We start from the raw sequence: 16,175 nt of genomic DNA on the forward strand, positions 1-16,175 counted from the left end.
CGCGCCGGACCGGCGGTCGATCAGGCCATCGCCATGGCGGCGGCGCTCTCGGGCAGTTCCTCGGCGAAGCAGCGCTGGTAGAACTCCGCCACCGTCTGCCGCTCGAGCTCGTCGCACTTGTTGAGGAAGGACAGGCGGAAGGCATAGCCCACGTTGCGGAAGATCTCGGCGTTCTGCGCCCAATTGATCACCGTGCGCGGACTCATCACCGTCGACAGCTCGCCCGACATGAAGGCGGTGCGCGTCAGTTCCGCCACCGTCACCATGCGGCTGACGGTCTTGCGGCCCTTCTCGGTATTGTAGTGCGGGCACTTGGCCAGAACGATCGCCGCCTCGGCATCGTGCGACAGGTAGTTCAGCGTCGTCACCAGGCTCCAGCGGTCCATCTGCGCCTGGTTGATCTGCTGCACCCCGTGATAGAGGCCCGTCGTGTCGCCGAGACCGACCGTGTTCGACGTGGCGAAGAGCCGGAAATACGGATTGGGGGTGATGATCTCGTTCTGGTCGAGCAGCGTGAGCTTGCCGTCCGCCTCGAGGATCCGCTGGATCACGAACATCACGTCCGCGCGGCCGGCATCGTATTCGTCGAAGACGATCGCGACCGGGTTGCGCAGCGCCCAGGGCAGGATCCCCTCCTGGAAATCGGTGACCTGCTTGCCGTCCTTCAGCTTGATCGCGTCCTTGCCGATCAGGTCGATGCGGCTGATGTGGCTGTCGAGGTTCACCCGAACCGCGGGCCAGTTCAGCCGCGCGGCGACCTGTTCGATATGCGTCGACTTGCCGGTGCCGTGATACCCCTGGATCATCACCCGACGGTTATGCGAGAAACCGGCGAGGATCGCGAGCGTCGTGTCGGGGTCGAACTTGTAGGTGCTGTCCACCTCGGGCACCCGCTCCGTCCGCTCGGCGAAGCCCTTGACCACCATGTCGGTCTCGATGCCGAAGGTCTCGCGGACCGAGATCTCCTCGGTCGGACGCAGGTTCGGGTCGAACGTTCCGTGGGACATGGTCGCACTCCTTCGCGGACAGGACGGCGGATGCGCCCCGGGGGCGCCGGCGACCCTCTTCCAACATCGCCGGGCGAAGGGCAAGGGAGGGGGGAGGCGGGCGCCCGTGTTAAGGCCTGTGGCGGAGCCCGCCCGCGAACACAGCGTTTCCGCCCCGCCCGGACCACAAGGACGGCCGGTTCGTTTAGGACTCGGAAACCATCCGAGGCCGGGACCGCCGTTCACATGCTCAAACGAAACAACCTGAAGTTGAGTGCCGGGGAGCGGCAGCAGGTGCAGTCCTATGCCGCCATGGCGCTCGTCTCGGCCTTCGTCGGCTATGTCGTCGTCGTCAACCTGGATGCCGGCCGTTCCGTCTTCGACCCGCTCGGCCCCTATCACGTCTGGCTGATCGTCGCCGCGACGCTCGGCGGCGTGCTGGGGCTGCATTTCGTGCGGTCGCATCTCGGCCATTCCGGGCCGCGCGGCTGGTTGCGTCTCGCACGCGCGATCGCGCAGGGCACGCTCTATGCCGGGCTGTTCGGCGGAACGCTGGCCCTGCCGCTCTACGGCACGATGTTCGGGCCGTTCACGCTGCTAGTCACGCTCGCCGCCTGGCCGGCGGTCGGCCTGATGTGGGTGCTGATCTACCTGATCGCCCATCTCCACCGCGCCGAGTACCAGCGCGAGCGGGACAGCATCTTCGCCTGGACGCCGTCCGCCCCGGCTACGACGCGTCGCGGAAGTTCCGGCTGACCCTGATCTGGTCCCATGCCCAGACGACCTGGGCAAGCTGTTCCTCGTGGCTGCGGTCGCCGCCGTTCATGTCGGGATGCAGCACCTTGATCAGGGCCTTGTAGGCCTTGCGGATCTCGGGCTTGGTCATGCTGTCCCTGACGTCCAGGATCTCGACCGCGCGGCGCTCGGTCGGGGGCAGCTTTCGCTTGCCCGAGGCCGCCTTGCCGGGATTGCGGGTCGCGTTCTCGCCCAGGACCTGATGCGCGTCGTCGATGCCGAGCCGCGCCCAGGCGCGCTCTTCCACGCTGCGCTTGAAGGGCTTGGTCTCGCGGTCCCAGACCCGGTCGCCGGCCATCCGCTCCTCGTAGTCCGACTCCGTCTTGCCGTCGAAGAAGTTCCACTTGAGGTTGTACTCGCGGACATGGTCCTTGCAGAACCAGTAGAAATCGTCGAGGGAATCGGGGCTCTTCGGGGCCCGGTACTTGCCGGATTCCTCGCAGCCCGGATGGTCGCAGACCCGGGTCGAGGTCTCGAACGCCCCGGACATGCCGCGGCGGCCGCGCGGGTTCTTCTTCTTCGACGCGGATACCGACATATCGAAGCCGAATGGATCGCTCTTAGCCATGATAGCCGCCTCGCCTGCTCGATCTGGAGGCGGGATTTTATGCAAAGAGACGGGGGATTGAAGAGGTGGAAAGGAAAAAATGAGACTTGACGCGCAGATCCGTGATCGCCTGCAGGCGGCCTTCCGCCCGCAGCGGCTGGAGGTCATCAACGAGAGCGCCCAGCATGCGGGCCATGCCGGCGATGACGGCAGCGGCGAGAGCCATTGGCGGGTGCGGATCTCGGACGAGTCCTTCGAGGGGCAGAGCCGGATCGCGCGTCACCGCGCGATCCACGCCGCCATCGGACGGGACCTCATGGACCGGATCCACGCCCTCGCCATCGAGATCGGCTGAGGGCGCTCAGCTCTCGTCGGATTTCGGGCGGTCGCGCATCGTGTCGCCGATCGCCCCGGGGCTGGGCAGCGTGCCCTTGTCCCCGCTGCCGAAGACCTCGGACCGGTCGGCGGCCGGGGCGAGCGGGCCGCCCGGCGGGGCCGAGCGGTCCGCCCCGCCCAGGATGCGGGGGGGGCGCACGGGGGCCGGGTCGGTCGCGGTGACGGTGGCGCCCGGGCCCGCGGGCGCCGGGGCGGGATCGACCGACGGGGCAGGGGCCGCCGCCGCGCTCTCCTCGCGCGACGGGGCGGGCAGCGCCTCGCGCCGGGGGGACTCCTCGGCCCGGCGCCGGCGGAAGACCAGGACGTTCTGGAACGTGGTCGTCCGGCCGGTCAGACCCTGACGCTCCTCCACCGGCAGGGTGTCGACGCGCAGGTATTCCCATCCCTCGGCGCCCTGCTCGTTGAGAAGGGTTTCCAGCGTGGCCGCGATCAGCGCGTCGGCCCCTTTGACGCCCTTGACCTTCTCGGCCTTCTTCGGGGCGGGCACGACGCGGTATTCGTATGTCATGATCGGGATCTTCCGGCTCTGGCTGCCGGCCCCCTCTAGCAGCGCCGCCGCGGGAAGGGAAACCGCGCGCGGCCGGGACGCGCGCGGAGCGCCGCCGATCCGGGCGCCGTTATCCGATGATTTTGCTAGGATTTCGCTGTCATCTGCCTGTTGGAATCGGCGCCTATGGCCCCTGCATGCCGGGCCGAGCGCGCCCGCATCACGGGAAACCAGCTGCCTGACAGGGAGACGATCATGAAGGACGACATCAAGGGCCAGGGCCTGACCTTCGACGAGTGGGACGAGGCGAACTTCCCCCGCCCCGAGGTGCAGGAGTTCGACCGCGTCGTGGAACGGGCGATCTCGCGTCGCGGCTTCCTCGGCGGCGTGCTCGCCTTCGGGTCGGGCGCGGCGGTGATGGGCGGCGCGGCGCTGCGCGGGACGACCGCGATGGCGCAGGGCGCCTCGCGCTTCCCGTTCGAGCAGATCGCGGCGCAGACCGACGGCACGATCCACGTCGCCGAGGGCTACGAGTGGGACGTTTTGGTGCGCTGGGGCGATCCGCTCTTCTCCGACGCGCCGGCCTTCGATCCCGAGACGGGCATCCCGACCGAGGGGTCGGACCGCGTCTTCGGCGAGAACACCGACGGGATGGAGCTGTTCAGCGTCGACGGGCGCGAGATCCTGGTCGTGAACAGCGAATACACCAACAACGACATCAATCTGATGGGCCGGAACGTCGAGAATCCGGACGAGCAGGAGGATGACGCCGCCCCCGCCAGTGCCGATGACGTGCTGCGGCTGCAGAACTTCCAGGGCGTGACGGTGATGGAAGTGGCGCAGACCGGCGGCGCCTGGGAGGTCGTGGTCGACAGCCCCTACAACCGCCGCATCACGCACAACTCGCCGATGGCGATCGACGGCCCCGCCGCCGGCCATCCGCTGATGCAGACCGCCGCCGATCCGTCGGGCACCCAGTCGCTGGGCACGTTCAACAATTGCGGCTCGGGTCGGACGCCGTGGGGCACCTACTTGACCTGCGAGGAGAACTTCAACGGCTACTTCGGCGCCACGGGCGAGATGCCGACGGACGAGAAGGTCGCGGCCGGCTATGCCCGTTACGGCATCTCGGCGGACGGCAACGGCTACAACTACCACCTCTACGACTCGCGCTTCGACGTGACCGCTGAGCCGAACGAGCCGCACCGCGCCGGCTGGATCGTGGAGATCGATCCCTCCGACGCCAATTCGACCCCGGTCAAGCACACCGCCCTCGGCCGCTTCAAGCACGAGAACGCGGCGTATGCGCTGGCGAACGACGGGCGCCTGGTCGTCTACATGGGCGACGACGAGCGCGGCGAGTTCATGTACAAATGGGTCAGCCGCGACGTCTCCGAGGAGGGCGGGGACACCTCCACCCTGCTGGTCGAGGGACAGCTCTTCGCGGCGACCTTCGCCGACAACATGACCGGCGAATGGGTCGCCCTGACCCCCGAGGCGACGGGGATGGAGCCGGCGGAGATCGCGATCTTCACCCGGACCGCCGCTTCTGCCGTCGGCGCCACGACGATGGACCGTCCCGAATGGATCGCGGTCGATCCCACGGCGGCCGAGGCCTATTGCTGCCTGACCAACAATTCCCGTCGCGGGGCCACGAACGATGCCGGCGAGGTGCTGACCAATGCCGGCGGCGATCCGATGGCGGTCAATGCGCCCAACCCGCGCGAGACCAACGAGTACGGCCAGATCGTGCGCTGGCGGCCCGAGAACGGCGATCACGGCGCCGTCGATTTCGACTGGGATCTCTACGTCATGGCGGGCAATCCGAACGTCCATGCCGAGGGGCCCTATGCGGGGACCGAGAACATCAATGCCGGCAACCTGTTCAACTCGCCCGACGGGATGCAGATCGACACGACCGGCCTGATCTGGATCCAGACCGACGGCGACGACAGCAACGAGGGCGAGTTCGAGGGCATGGGCAACAACCAGATGCTCGCGGGCGATCCCGAGACCGGCGAGATCCGGCGCTTCCTCACCGGCCCGAACGGGTCCGAGGTGACGGGCCTGACCTGGTCGTCGGATCGCTCGACGATGTTCGTCGGCATCCAGCACCCCTCCGCCCCGTTCCCGGACGGCGAAGGCGTGCTGCCGCGCTCTTCCATCGTGGTCGTCCGCCGCACGGATGGCGCGACGGTCGGCTGAGCCCGGCAGGTCGAGTGACGAGTGGGGCGGGCCCTTCGGGGTCCGCCTTTTTCGTGTGCGGGTCCCGGAACGGAAAACGGCGCCGCAAGGGGCGCCGTTCCCGGTCTTCGCGGGGGAGGGGCGTCAGAGCCCCAGCTTCTCCGTCACCAACTGGTTGACCGCGGCCGGGTTCGCCTTGCCGCCCGTCGCCTTCATCACCTGGCCGACGAACCAGCCCGCGAGCTTGGGGTTCGCCCTGGCCTTCTCGACCTGGGCGGGGTTCGCGGCGATCACCTCGTCCACCGCCGCCTCGAGCGCGCCGGTATCGGTGACCTGCTTCATGCCGCGCGACTCGACGATTTCGGCCGGGTCGCCCCCTTCGGAATAGACGATCTCGAACAGGTCCTTGGCGATCTTGCCCGAGATGTCGCCCTTCGCGATCAGGTCGACGATCCCGCCCAGCTGGGCGGGGGAGACGGGGCTTTCGGTGATGTCCCGGTCGTCCTTCTTCAGCCGGCCGAACAGCTCGTTGATGACCCAGTTCGCCGCCATCTTGCCATCGCGGCCCGCGCCGCCCTCGACCACGGCGTCGAAATAGGCGGCCGTCTCGACCTCGGCGGTGAGGACGCCCGCGTCGTAGTCGGTCAGGCCGAACTCGGCCATGAACCGCGCCTTCTTCTCGTCCGGCAGTTCGGGCAGCGAGGCGGCGATGTCGTCGACCCAGCCCTGCTCGATCTCGAGCGGGAGCAGGTCGGGATCGGGGAAGTAGCGGTAATCGTGCGCCTCCTCCTTCGATCGCATCGAGCGCGTCTCGCCCTTGTCGGGATCGTAGAGCCGGGTTTCCTGCGTGACGGTCCTGCCGTCCTCGAGCAGCGCGATCTGGCGGCGGGCCTCGTACTCGATCGCCTGCTGGATGAAGCGCATCGAGTTCATGTTCTTGATCTCGCAGCGCGTGCCGAGATGGCTGAAGTCCTGGCTTTCCTGGTAGCGCTCGTAGTCGCCGGGCCGGCAGACGCTGACGTTCACGTCCGCGCGCAGGTTGCCGTTCTGCATGTTGCCGTCGCAGGTGCCGAGATAGCGCATGATCTGGCGCAGCTTGCCGACATAGGCGGCGGCCTCCTCGGGCCCGCGGATGTCGGGGCGGCTCACGATCTCCATCAGGGCGACGCCGGTGCGGTTGAGATCGACGAAGGACATGTGCGGGTCCATGTCGTGGATCGACTTGCCCGCGTCCTGCTCGAGGTGGATCCGCTCGATCCGGACGCGCCGCGCGATCCCGGGGCCCATCTCGACGATCACCTCGCCCTCGCCGACGATGGGATGATAAAGCTGGCTGATCTGGTAGCCCTGCGGCAGGTCGGGATAGAAGTAGTTCTTGCGGTCGAACGCGCTGACGAGGTTGATCACGGCCTTCAGCCCCAGCCCGGTCCGCACCGCCTGCGCCACGCAGCCCTCGTTGATGACGGGCAGCATTCCGGGCATCCCGGCATCGACGAAGGCGACGTTGCTGTTCGGCTCGGCCCCGAACCGCGTCGAGGCGCCCGAGAAGAGCTTGGCCTTCGTCGCGACCTGGGCGTGGACCTCGAGGCCGATCACCAGCTCCCAGTCGCCCGTGGCGCCGGAGATCCGCCTGGGCGCGGGGGCTTCGAATGTCAGGTCCAGCATGGGGGCGCACCTCGTTCCTTCGGGGTGCGGCGGTTCTAGGCGAAGGCCCCGAAGGGGGCAAGCTGTGGACAAGTGCCCGGGATCGGCGGGATTTACCTCTACGTCAGGCGAGAATCTGCCGAAAATTGCGGCAGAGCCGAAAGGCCGACTCGACCTCGGGGCGGAATCCGGGTCCAAGCCGCCGGTCTTCAACAACGACGGTCCAGATCCGATGAACTTCCGCCTCGCCGCCGCGCCGCTCGCTCTCGTGGCCCTGCTCTCCGCCTGCGCGACCTCGCCCGTGCTGGAGAGCCCCGACGTCGAGATCGTGGAGGCCCTGCCCGTGATGGCGTGGGACCACCGGCCGGAGAGCGAGGAATGGACCGAGGCGACGCTCGAGGCGCTGCAGGAAGAGGGCGCGGTCCTGCTGTCGACCCTGCCTGCGGACATCGAAAGCTGGTGCCCCGGCTTCGACACCGCCCCGCAGGAGGAACGCGCGGCCTTCTGGGCCGGTCTCTTCTCGGCGCTGGCGCGGTTCGAGAGCACCTGGAACCCCCGCGCGGTCGGTGGCGGCGGTCGCTGGTTCGGCCTCGTCCAGATCGACCCGCGCACGGCCCGCGGCTATGGCTGCGAGGCGCAGTCGGGTGAGGCGCTGCGCGACGGCACGGCGAACCTGCAATGCGCGGTCCGCATCGCGGCCCATCAGGTCGCCTCGCGCGGGACCGTCTCGCGCGGGATGCTGGACTGGGGCCCGTTCCATTCCGCCACGCACCGCGCCGAGATGCGCGACTGGGTGAGCAACCAGGAATATTGCCGGCCCGGTGCCGCGGCGCAGCAGGGCTGATCGACGGACGACGGACAGCAGGGCCCCAGCGGCCGGAAGGATCGAGGATGCGCACGACGATGACGACCAGGTCGATCCCGGGGGGCCTGCGCGGCGCGGTCCTCGCCTCACTCCTCGGGCTGCCGGGCGCGCTGGCCGCGCAATCGGCGCCGCTGCCGTCCGATCTCGCCGCCACGGCCACCTCCGCCCCCCTGGCACCCGCGCTGGCCGCGACCGCCGTCGTCGTGCCGCGCCCCGCCGCCCGGCCGGAGCTTGCCCCGCCGCCGGTCAATGTGGGTCTTCCGCCCGCCCGGCCGCGTGCGCGCGATCCCTACCTGCCGGCCGCGCAGTGGAACGACGAGAGCCGCGGCCCGCTCTGGACGCGGGTGATGATGTCCGCGCTCGAGGGGCACGGCGCGGAGGTGCCCGCCACCATCCCCGCCGATATCGCGACCTGGTGCCCGGGCTACGAGCAGGCCTCGCTCCGCGACCGCCGCGCCTTCTGGACCGGCCTGATGTCGGGCATTGCCTATTACGAAAGCCGCTTCCAGCCCGAGGTGGTGGGGGCGGGCCTCTATCACGGGCTGCTTCAGATCTATCCCAGCACCGCCGATGCCGTGGATTGCCGGGCGGACAGCGGGTCCGAACTGCAGAGCGGCACGGCCAACCTGTCCTGCGCGGTGCGGATCATGTCGGTCGTGGTTCCCGATCACGACGTGGTCGCGGCGGGCGGGCGCGGAATCGCGAATCAGTGGGGCCCGATGAGCCATGGCTGGGTCCGCGACGAGATCGCGGAATGGACCCGGTCGCAGGATTACTGCCAGATCGCGCCGCTCGACACGGTGCCGCGGCCGCAGGACCGGCCCTATGCGCTGCTGACCACGCCCGGCCCGGCCGGCGCGCCGGTCCGGGGCTGACGCGAGCGCTTCAGGACTTCAGGACGGGCCGGGTCGCGCGGACGAGGCTGACCGCCGGCCCCTCGCTCTCGCCGCCGAGCGAGAGGGTGATGCGCTTGAGCATCTCGATCCCCTCCTCGCCGCCGGCCGGAATGGCGGCGGGCGAGACCTCTTCCCCGATGGTGACCCGGTAGGGCTGACGGGCCTTGTTCAGCGTCTCGTGGAAGAGGGTGATGTCCCGCAGGGTGGGGTGGATCAGGTCGAACAGGTAGAACAGGCTGGAATTGCGGGCCCGGATGTTGATCGGGATGACCGGCAGGTCGTATTTCCGCGCGAGCATCGCGGCCGAGGGCATCCAGTCCCGCTCGTGCAGCGACAGCTTCTTGCGCTGGGCGAGGCGGCCGGAGGGGAAGATGATCCCGATCCGCCCGTCCTTCACCGCCTGACGGGTGAAGGCCATCGTCTCGCGCGTCTTGCCGTGGCTGCGCTGATCCTTGCGCCATTCGACCGGCGCGATCACGTCGGCCATCTGCGGCACGACGCGCAGGATGTCGCGATTGGCGTAGACGTAGAGATCGGGCCGGATCGGGCGCAGGACATGCCACAGCACGATGCCGTCCATGATGCCGGTCGGATGGTTCGCGACGATCATCGCGGGGCCGTGGCGGGGGATGTTCGACAGGCCCGTCACCTGCACCTCGCGCGCGAGCATCGACGCGAGGTCGTCCATCAGCTGGTGCGTGGACCAGTCGCGGTACTTCTCGGCCAGTTCGACGGTGCGGTCGTAGGAGAGCCCGAGATGGAGCAGCCCCCGGAGCATGCGGATCGCCATGCCCCTCCGGTAGATCCAGGGGGCCCGTTCCTCGATGAGGGGGTCGATCCTGTCTCGCATTGCTCCGCCCATGCTACGCGGAGAGAAGCCATCATCCCGCGGTAAGAGTTCCGTGACATCTGGCCTGGGGGAAAGGCGAAATCAAGCAATCCGAAGACAAGGGCCGGGGACCGGCGAGCGCTCGCCGGCCCCCGGGCCTGCCGGTCAGGCGGCCGGACGGCGATGCTCGCCCTCCTCGACCTCCTCGACGATCTTGTCGATGAAGGCCGGCAGGTCGTTCGGGTTGCGGCTGGTGATGATGCCGTTGGAGATGGCGACCTCCTTGTCGACCACGTTCGCGCCGGCATTCTTCAGGTCGGTGCGGATCGAGGGATAGGAGGTCATCTCGCGGCCGCGGACCACGTCCGCCTCGACCAGCAGCCAGGGGCCGTGGCAGACGGCGGCGACGATCTTGTTGCCGGTGACGAAGTCCTTCACCAGCTGGACCGCCTCGGGCTTGGTCCGCAGCACGTCCGGGTTGATCTGGCCGCCCGGCAGGACGAGGGCGTCGTAATCGCTCCACGTCACGTCCGAGAGCTTGAGATCGGAGGCGATGCTGTCGCCCCAGTCCGTCTCGTCCCACGACTTGATCTCGCCGCCCTCGGGCGAGGCGATGTGCACGGTCGCGCCGCGCTTCTGCAGTTCCTCGTGCGGCTGGCGCAGCTCGCTGCGCTCGTAGCCGTCGGTGGCGAGGATGAGGATCTTGCTGTCGCCGATCTTGGGCATGGAAAGGCTCCTTTCGCCGTTTCGGTCGTCATTCGATGGGCCGGCAACGCGAAAGGGGCGGGGGCCGGTTCCTCAGCCCTCCAGCATGCGCTGGGCCATTTCCCCGAGGTCGCGGCTCACATCGTCGCGATCCAGCATCCTGTGCAGGGCGGCGCGCATCCTTTCCTGTCGCCCGGCATCGTAGCGCTTCCAGGACGAGAAGACGGTGCTCGTGCGGGCCGCGACGGACGGATTCACGGGGTCGAGCCGGACGATCCAGTCGGCGAGGAAATCGTAGCCCGCCCCGTCGGCGCGGTGGAAACCCGCATGATTGCCGGCGAGGCCCCGCATCAGGGCGCGGAAGCGGTTCGGAGTCTTCCAGGCGAAGGCCGGGTGATCGGCGAGGGAGCGGGCCGTCTCGACCGCGCTCTCCGGCGGGGCCTGCCCGGCGACGAGGGCGAACCAGCTGTCGAGGACGAGGCGCTCGTCCTTCCAGCGGTCGTGGAAGGCCGCCGCCTCCGCCTCGCCCGCCCCGATGGAGAGCAGGGCGGACAGGCCGGCGAGGACGTTCGTCATGTTCTCGTCCGCCGCCACCTGGGCCCTCGCCCGGGCGCCGCCATCGGCCGCGGTCAGGATCCAGAGCGCGCGGTTGCGCAGCGCCCGCTGGCCCGCCGGGCCGGCGGAGGGATCGTAGGGGCCGGGGGTGGCGCCCTCGTGGTAGGCCGCCTCGAGCTGCGGGGACAGGCGCTCGGCCAGGATCCGGCGGATCCGGGCACGACCGGAATGGATCGCGTCCGGGTCGGGCACGTCGCCCCGCTCGGCCAGCGCGATCGCGATGTCCTCGTCCCCCGGAAGATCGAGGAGCAGAGCGCGGAAGGCGGGGTCGAGCCCGGTATCGGCGAGCGCGCGGCCCAGCCCCTCGATCCAGTCGGGGGCCGGATCGCCCGCGCCCCCGGCGGCATCCATCAGCGCGGCCCGGGCAAGGGCCTGCGCCGCGTCCCATCGGTTGAACGGATCGGTGTCGTGGGCGAGCAGGAAGGCCCGCTCGGCGCTCGGCACCTCGCGCTGCAGCACCACGGGGGCCGAGAAGTCCCGCAGGATCGACGGGATCGGCCGGGCGGAAAGCCCCTCGAAGGCAAAGCTCTGCCGCGCCTCGGTCATCTCGAGCACCTTCGTCGGCACCACCTCGTCGCCGTTGGGGTTCAGCAGTCCGACCGCGATGGGCAGGACCTGCGGCGCCTTGTCCGGCTGACCGGGGGTGGGGGGAGTCTCCTGCGTGAAGATCAGGGTGTAGGTGCCGTCCTCCCAGGCCTCCTCGACCGAGAGCCGGGGCGTGCCGGCCTGGCTGTACCAGCGCTTGAACTGCGACAGGTCGCGGCCAGTCGCGTCCTCGAACACCTGCAGCCAGTCCTCGATGGTGGCCGCGTCGCCGTCATGGCGATCGAAATAGAGATCGAGCGCGCGCTTGTAGGCGGCCGCCCCGACAAGGCGGCGCAGCATCCCGATCACCTCCGCCCCCTTCTCGTAGACGGTGATCGTGTAGAAGTTGTTGATCTCGACGAAGCTCTCGGGCCGGACGGGGTGGGCGAGGGGACCCTGGTCCTCCTTGAACTGGTGGCGGCGGATCGTCTGCGCATCCTCGATCCGCTTCACCGCCTCGGACCGCATGGCGGAGGTGAACTGCTGGTCGCGGAAGACGGTCAGCCCCTCCTTCAGGCAGAGCTGGAACCAGTCGCGGCAGGTGATGCGGTTGCCCGTCCAGTTGTGGAAGTATTCATGCGCGATCACCGCCTCGATCCGCTCGTAGGTGCCGTCGGTCGCGGTCTCGGGCGAGGCGAGGACGAGGGCGGAGTTGAAGACGTTCAGCCCCTTGTTCTCCATCGCGCCGGCATTGAAGTCGTCCACCGCCACGATGTTGAAGACGCCGAGGTCGTATTCTCGGCCGTAGACCTCCTCGTCCCAGCGCATCGACGCCTTGAGCGCCTCCATCGCGAAGGCGCAGCGGCCCTGGTCGCCCGGGCGCACCCAGATGCCGAGATCGACCTCGCGTCCCGACAGCGTGGTGAAGCGGTCGCGCACCGCGACCAGGTCCCCCGCGACCAGCGCGAAGAGATAGGCCGGCTTGCGCCACGGGTCGTCCCACTCGGCCCAGCCCGGGCCCGATGCCTCGGGATTGCCGTTCGACAGCAGGACCGGCAGGTCGCCCTCCACGCGGACCCGGAAGGGGGCCATCACGTCGGGCCGGTCGGGATACCAGGTGATGCGGCGGAAGCCCTCGGCCTCGCATTGGGTGCAGTAGATGCCGTTCGACATGTAGAGCCCCTCGAGCGCGGTGTTCTCCGCCGGGGCGATCTCGACCTCCGCCTCCCAGGTGAAGGGGGCGTCGGGCACGTCGCAGGTGATCCCGCCTTCTGCCTCGCGCAGGGTCGCGGGGCGGCCGTCGATCGTGGCCGAGATCGTCTTCAGCCCCTCGCCATGCAGGAAGAAGGTGCGGTCGGTGCTGTCGGGGTTCGGGCGGAAGCGGATGGTCGAGAGCACCCGCGTCGCCTGCGGATCGAGCCGGAAGGTCAGCGCCACGTCCGCCACCAGCCAGGCGGGCGGCGCGTAATCGGCGAGGCGGATCGTCCGGGGGGCGGCGTCTTTCATCGGGGAACCTTCCGAGGGGGGAACCGAAGCGGTGGCCGGACCGTATGTGCACGAAGGCGGGGCCGCAACGGCGCCGCATGCGCCATGCCGGCGTGACGACGACGACAGGAGGGCCCCATGTCCGCACCGCATACCAATGTCGAGAAGCAGGCCAAGCGCCACCGCCCCGCGCTCTGGGGCATCGCCTTCGCGGCGGTGTTCGGCGTGGCCATGATCATGTTCCTGCTCTTCTGGTCGGTGGACGAGGGAGAGACGCCGTCCAACGACACGCCCCAGACCGAGCTCGGGGTCGGCACCGATCTGGAAACCGGCGAGACGACGCCCGCCCCCGCCGAGGACGGCCTCGCGCCCGATACCGTGACCGAGTGATCCGCCTCGCGCGGCATCCGCCATGCCTCGCGTGAGGAAGGCCGATCTGCCGGTCAAGACCTGCCCCGTCTGCGGCCGCCCCTTCACCTGGCGGCGCAAATGGGCGCGGGACTGGGACGAGGTCCGCTATTGTTCGGAACGATGCCGGCGCGGCAAGGCGCGCGGATAGCTTGTCCGCGCCCGCCGCCGCGTTAGGGTGCGCCGGGTCAGAGATGCCGGAGGCCCCCATGACCGATCGCGCCGACCGCCACGGGCTTTCCGTGGCCCTGCCGCTTCTGCACTTCGTCGAGGAACGGGCGCTGCCCGGAACGGGGGTGGAGGCCGAGACCTTCTGGTCCGGGTTCGCGGCCCTCGTGCGCGATCTCGCCCCCCGCAATGCCGCGCTGCTGGAGAGGCGCGAGGAATTGCAGGCGCGGATCGACGCGCGGCTCAAGGGCGGCGGGAAAGCGGACGAGGCCTTCCTGCGCGAGATCGGCTACCTCGTCGAGGAGGGGCCGGATTTCGAGATCGCTACCCGGGACGTCGACCCCGAGATCGCGGACATCGCCGGCCCGCAGCTGGTCGTGCCGATCACCAATGCCCGCTTCGCGCTCAACGCCGCCAATGCCCGCTGGGGCTCGCTCTACGACGCGCTCTACGGCACCGACGCACTGGGCGACCTGCCGGCGGGCAAGGGCTACGATGCCGAGCGCGGCGCCCGCGTGATCGCCTGGGCGAAGCGCTTCCTCGACGGGGCGGTGCCGCTCTCCTCGGGGTCGTGGGCCGATGTCACGCGCCTCGCCTGGGAAGACGGGCTGGTGATCGAGGGCGCCGGAGGGCTGGCCGATCCGGGCCAGGTCCTGGGCCATGTCGAGCATGACGGCTGGGAGATGTTCCTCTTCGAGAACAACGGTCTGAAGCTCGAGATCCTCGTCAATGCCGAGGGCGAGATCGGCCGGACCGACCCCGCCGGCATCGACGCGGTTCACCTCGAGAGTGCGCTGACGGCCATCATGGATTGCGAGGATTCCGTCGCCTGCGTCGATGCGCGCGACAAGGTGTTGGCCTATTCGAACTGGCTGGGCCTGATGAAGGGCGACCTCGTCGAGACCTTCCGGAAGGGCGGCGAGACGGTCACCCGCAAGCTGCACGGAGACTTCACCTATACCGCCCCGGACGGGTCGGACCTGATCGTGAAGTGCCGGTCCCTCATGCTGGTGCGAAATGTCGGCCACCTGATGACCAATCCCGCCATCCTGATGGAGGATGGATCGGAGATCCCCGAGGGGCTTATGGACGCCGCCCTGACGGTCCTCATCGCCATGCACGACCTGGCGAAGACGCGGGGGCCCCGCAATTCCGAGACCGGGTCGGTCTATGTCGTGAAGCCCAAGATGCACGGCCCCGAGGAGGTCGCCTTCGCGGTGGAGACGTTCGACCGGGTGGAGGACATGCTCGGCCTGCCGCGGAATACGGTGAAGCTCGGCATCATGGACGAGGAGCGGCGGACCAGCGCGAACCTCAAGGAATGCATCCGGGCCGCGAAGGACCGGGTCGCCTTCATCAATACCGGCTTCCTCGACCGGACGGGCGACGAGATCCATACGAGCATGGAGGCCGGACCGATGATCCCCAAGGGGGAGATGAAGTCGGCGAAATGGATCAAGGCCTACGAGGATCGCAACGTCGATATCGGCCTCGCCTGCGGATTGCGGGGGCGCGCGCAGATCGGCAAGGGCATGTGGGCCATGCCCGACCGGATGGCGGACATGCTGGAGGCCAAGATCGGCCATCCAAAAGCGGGCGCCAACTGCGCCTGGGTCCCGTCGCCCACCGCCGCGACGCTGCACGCGACGCATTACCACCGGGTGAACGTCCACGAGGTGCAGGAGGAGATCGCCAAGGGCGGGCCGCGCGCCTCGCTGTCTGACCTGCTGACGGTGCCGGTCGCGACGGGGCGCAACTTCACCGACGAGGAGGTGACGGCCGAGCTCGAGAACAACGCGCAGGGCATCCTCGGTTACGTCGTCCGCTGGATCGATGCCGGGATCGGCTGCTCCAAGGTGCCTGACATCCACGATGTCGGCCTGATGGAGGATCGCGCGACCTGCCGCATCTCGTCCCAGGGTCTCGCCAACTGGCTGCATCACGGCGTGGTCACCGAGGATCAGGTGATGGCGGCGATGAAGAAGATGGCCGCCGTGGTCGATCGCCAGAACGCGGGCGATCCCGCCTACGAGAAGATGGCCCCGTCCTTCGACGGCGCGGCCTTCCGGGCGGCCTGCGACCTGGTCTTCGAGGGGCGAGATCAGCCCTCGGGCTATACCGAGCCGGTCCTGCACCGCCGCCGGCTGGAGAAGAAGGCGGAGGCGTGAGCGCGGCCGGACATCTGCGGGGCTTTCCCGACCTGCCGCCGGTCTGGGCGCTGGGGACGCTCGCCCTCCAGTGGGCGCTGGCGCGCTGGCTGCCGGTCGTCCGGTTGGAGGCGCCCTCCGCCGCGCTTGCCGGCTGGCTTTTCGTCGCGCTCGGCCTCGCGCTGATCCTGTGGTCCGCGCTCTGGTTCCGCCGGCAGGCCACGCCGATCATGCCGCGCGAGACCCCGCGCCGGCTGATCGCGGCGGGGCCGTTCCGGCTGAACCGCAACCCGATCTATACCGGCATGGCGCTGGCCCTGGCCGGGACGGGCCTGCTTCTCGGGGCGCTGGGCGCGATCCTCGCCGTCCTGCCCTTCCTCTGGATCATCGACCGGCGCTTCGTCCGGGGCGAGGAGGCGGGCCTGCGCGCCGCCTTCGGCGCCGAGGCCGAGCGCTACATCGCTCAGACCCGCCGCTGGTAAAGGAGAAACCG

Annotated in this window: 16 protein-coding genes; 9 read left to right on the top strand and 7 right to left on the bottom strand. The window is 69.2% G+C overall.

Going from position 1 to position 16,175, the window contains the following annotated elements; genetic code table 11:
- Positions 1-20: 20 nt before the first annotated feature.
- Complete coding sequence (cobS, locus tag BUE30_RS05845) at positions 21-1,007, bottom strand: cobaltochelatase subunit CobS (RefSeq protein ID WP_073326911.1); 987 nt, start codon at positions 1,005-1,007, stop codon at positions 21-23.
- Between the two features lie 225 nt (positions 1,008-1,232).
- Between cobS and BUE30_RS05850 the strand changes: the two genes are divergently transcribed.
- The gene (locus BUE30_RS05850) at positions 1,233-1,742 is read left to right on the top strand and encodes a hypothetical protein (RefSeq protein WP_073326912.1); all 510 of its coding nucleotides are present in this window, start codon (positions 1,233-1,235) and stop codon (positions 1,740-1,742) included.
- On the opposite strand, the gene BUE30_RS05855 is transcribed toward BUE30_RS05850, so the two are convergent.
- The gene (locus tag BUE30_RS05855) at positions 1,714-2,349 is read right to left on the bottom strand and encodes a J domain-containing protein (protein ID WP_073326913.1); all 636 of its coding nucleotides are present in this window, start codon (positions 2,347-2,349) and stop codon (positions 1,714-1,716) included. The genes BUE30_RS05850 and BUE30_RS05855 overlap by 29 nt on opposite strands.
- A 79-nt stretch (positions 2,350-2,428) precedes the next feature.
- Here BUE30_RS05855 and BUE30_RS05860 point away from each other — a divergent pair, with 79 nt between their 5' ends.
- A complete protein-coding gene (locus BUE30_RS05860) occupies positions 2,429-2,683 on the top strand; it encodes a BolA family protein (protein ID WP_073326914.1) in 255 nt (84 codons plus the stop codon).
- Between the two features lie 6 nt (positions 2,684-2,689).
- On the opposite strand, the gene BUE30_RS05865 is transcribed toward BUE30_RS05860, so the two are convergent.
- Positions 2,690-3,232 (bottom strand): DUF4177 domain-containing protein, encoded by a 543-nt coding sequence (locus tag BUE30_RS05865; RefSeq protein ID WP_073326915.1) that lies wholly within the window; start codon positions 3,230-3,232, stop codon positions 2,690-2,692.
- A 234-nt stretch (positions 3,233-3,466) separates the two neighbouring features.
- Here BUE30_RS05865 and BUE30_RS05870 point away from each other — a divergent pair, with 234 nt between their 5' ends.
- On the top strand, positions 3,467-5,416 hold the full coding sequence (locus tag BUE30_RS05870) for a PhoX family protein (protein ID WP_073326916.1): 1,950 nt from the start codon (positions 3,467-3,469) through the stop codon (positions 5,414-5,416).
- Between the two features lie 123 nt (positions 5,417-5,539).
- On the opposite strand, the gene gatB is transcribed toward BUE30_RS05870, so the two are convergent.
- Positions 5,540-7,060, bottom strand: coding sequence for an Asp-tRNA(Asn)/Glu-tRNA(Gln) amidotransferase subunit GatB (gatB, locus tag BUE30_RS05875; RefSeq protein WP_073326917.1), 1,521 nt, complete (start codon positions 7,058-7,060; stop codon positions 5,540-5,542).
- Positions 7,061-7,271: 211 nt separating this feature from the next.
- On the opposite strand from gatB, the gene BUE30_RS05880 reads away from it, so the two are divergent.
- Entirely contained in the window at positions 7,272-7,883 is a 612-nt protein-coding gene (locus tag BUE30_RS05880) for a lytic transglycosylase domain-containing protein (protein WP_073326918.1), read from the top strand.
- 47 nt (positions 7,884-7,930) lie between these two features.
- The gene (locus BUE30_RS05885; RefSeq protein ID WP_083601168.1) at positions 7,931-8,779 is read left to right on the top strand and encodes a transglycosylase SLT domain-containing protein; all 849 of its coding nucleotides are present in this window, start codon (positions 7,931-7,933) and stop codon (positions 8,777-8,779) included.
- 10 nt (positions 8,780-8,789) lie between these two features.
- On the opposite strand, the gene BUE30_RS05890 is transcribed toward BUE30_RS05885, so the two are convergent.
- The 3 genes from BUE30_RS05890 to pepN form a co-directional block, all read right to left on the bottom strand.
- On the bottom strand, positions 8,790-9,650 hold the full coding sequence (locus BUE30_RS05890; RefSeq protein WP_139300491.1) for a 1-acyl-sn-glycerol-3-phosphate acyltransferase: 861 nt from the start codon (positions 9,648-9,650) through the stop codon (positions 8,790-8,792).
- 144 nt (positions 9,651-9,794) lie between these two features.
- On the bottom strand, positions 9,795-10,355 hold the full coding sequence (locus BUE30_RS05895) for a type 1 glutamine amidotransferase domain-containing protein (protein ID WP_073326920.1): 561 nt from the start codon (positions 10,353-10,355) through the stop codon (positions 9,795-9,797).
- Between the two features lie 72 nt (positions 10,356-10,427).
- A complete protein-coding gene (pepN, locus tag BUE30_RS05900) occupies positions 10,428-12,980 on the bottom strand; it encodes an aminopeptidase N (protein ID WP_073326921.1) in 2,553 nt (850 codons plus the stop codon).
- A gap of 117 nt (positions 12,981-13,097) precedes the next feature.
- On the opposite strand from pepN, the gene BUE30_RS05905 reads away from it, so the two are divergent.
- The 4 genes from BUE30_RS05905 to BUE30_RS05920 are packed head-to-tail and all read left to right on the top strand — an operon-like array spanning position 13,098 to position 16,164.
- On the top strand, positions 13,098-13,349 hold the full coding sequence (locus BUE30_RS05905) for a hypothetical protein (protein ID WP_073326922.1): 252 nt from the start codon (positions 13,098-13,100) through the stop codon (positions 13,347-13,349).
- 22 nt (positions 13,350-13,371) lie between these two features.
- On the top strand, positions 13,372-13,518 hold the full coding sequence (locus tag BUE30_RS05910; RefSeq protein ID WP_212590707.1) for a DUF2256 domain-containing protein: 147 nt from the start codon (positions 13,372-13,374) through the stop codon (positions 13,516-13,518).
- Between the two features lie 58 nt (positions 13,519-13,576).
- Positions 13,577-15,703, top strand: coding sequence for a malate synthase G (locus tag BUE30_RS05915; protein WP_073326923.1), 2,127 nt, complete (start codon positions 13,577-13,579; stop codon positions 15,701-15,703).
- Positions 15,700-16,164 (top strand): methyltransferase family protein, encoded by a 465-nt coding sequence (locus BUE30_RS05920; protein WP_244526280.1) that lies wholly within the window; start codon positions 15,700-15,702, stop codon positions 16,162-16,164. The genes BUE30_RS05915 and BUE30_RS05920 overlap by 4 nt, the downstream gene beginning before the upstream one ends.
- Positions 16,165-16,175: the final 11 nt, after the last annotated feature.

The organism is Wenxinia saemankumensis (assembly GCF_900141735.1).
Taxonomy (GTDB): Bacteria; Pseudomonadota; Alphaproteobacteria; order Rhodobacterales; family Rhodobacteraceae; genus Wenxinia; species Wenxinia saemankumensis.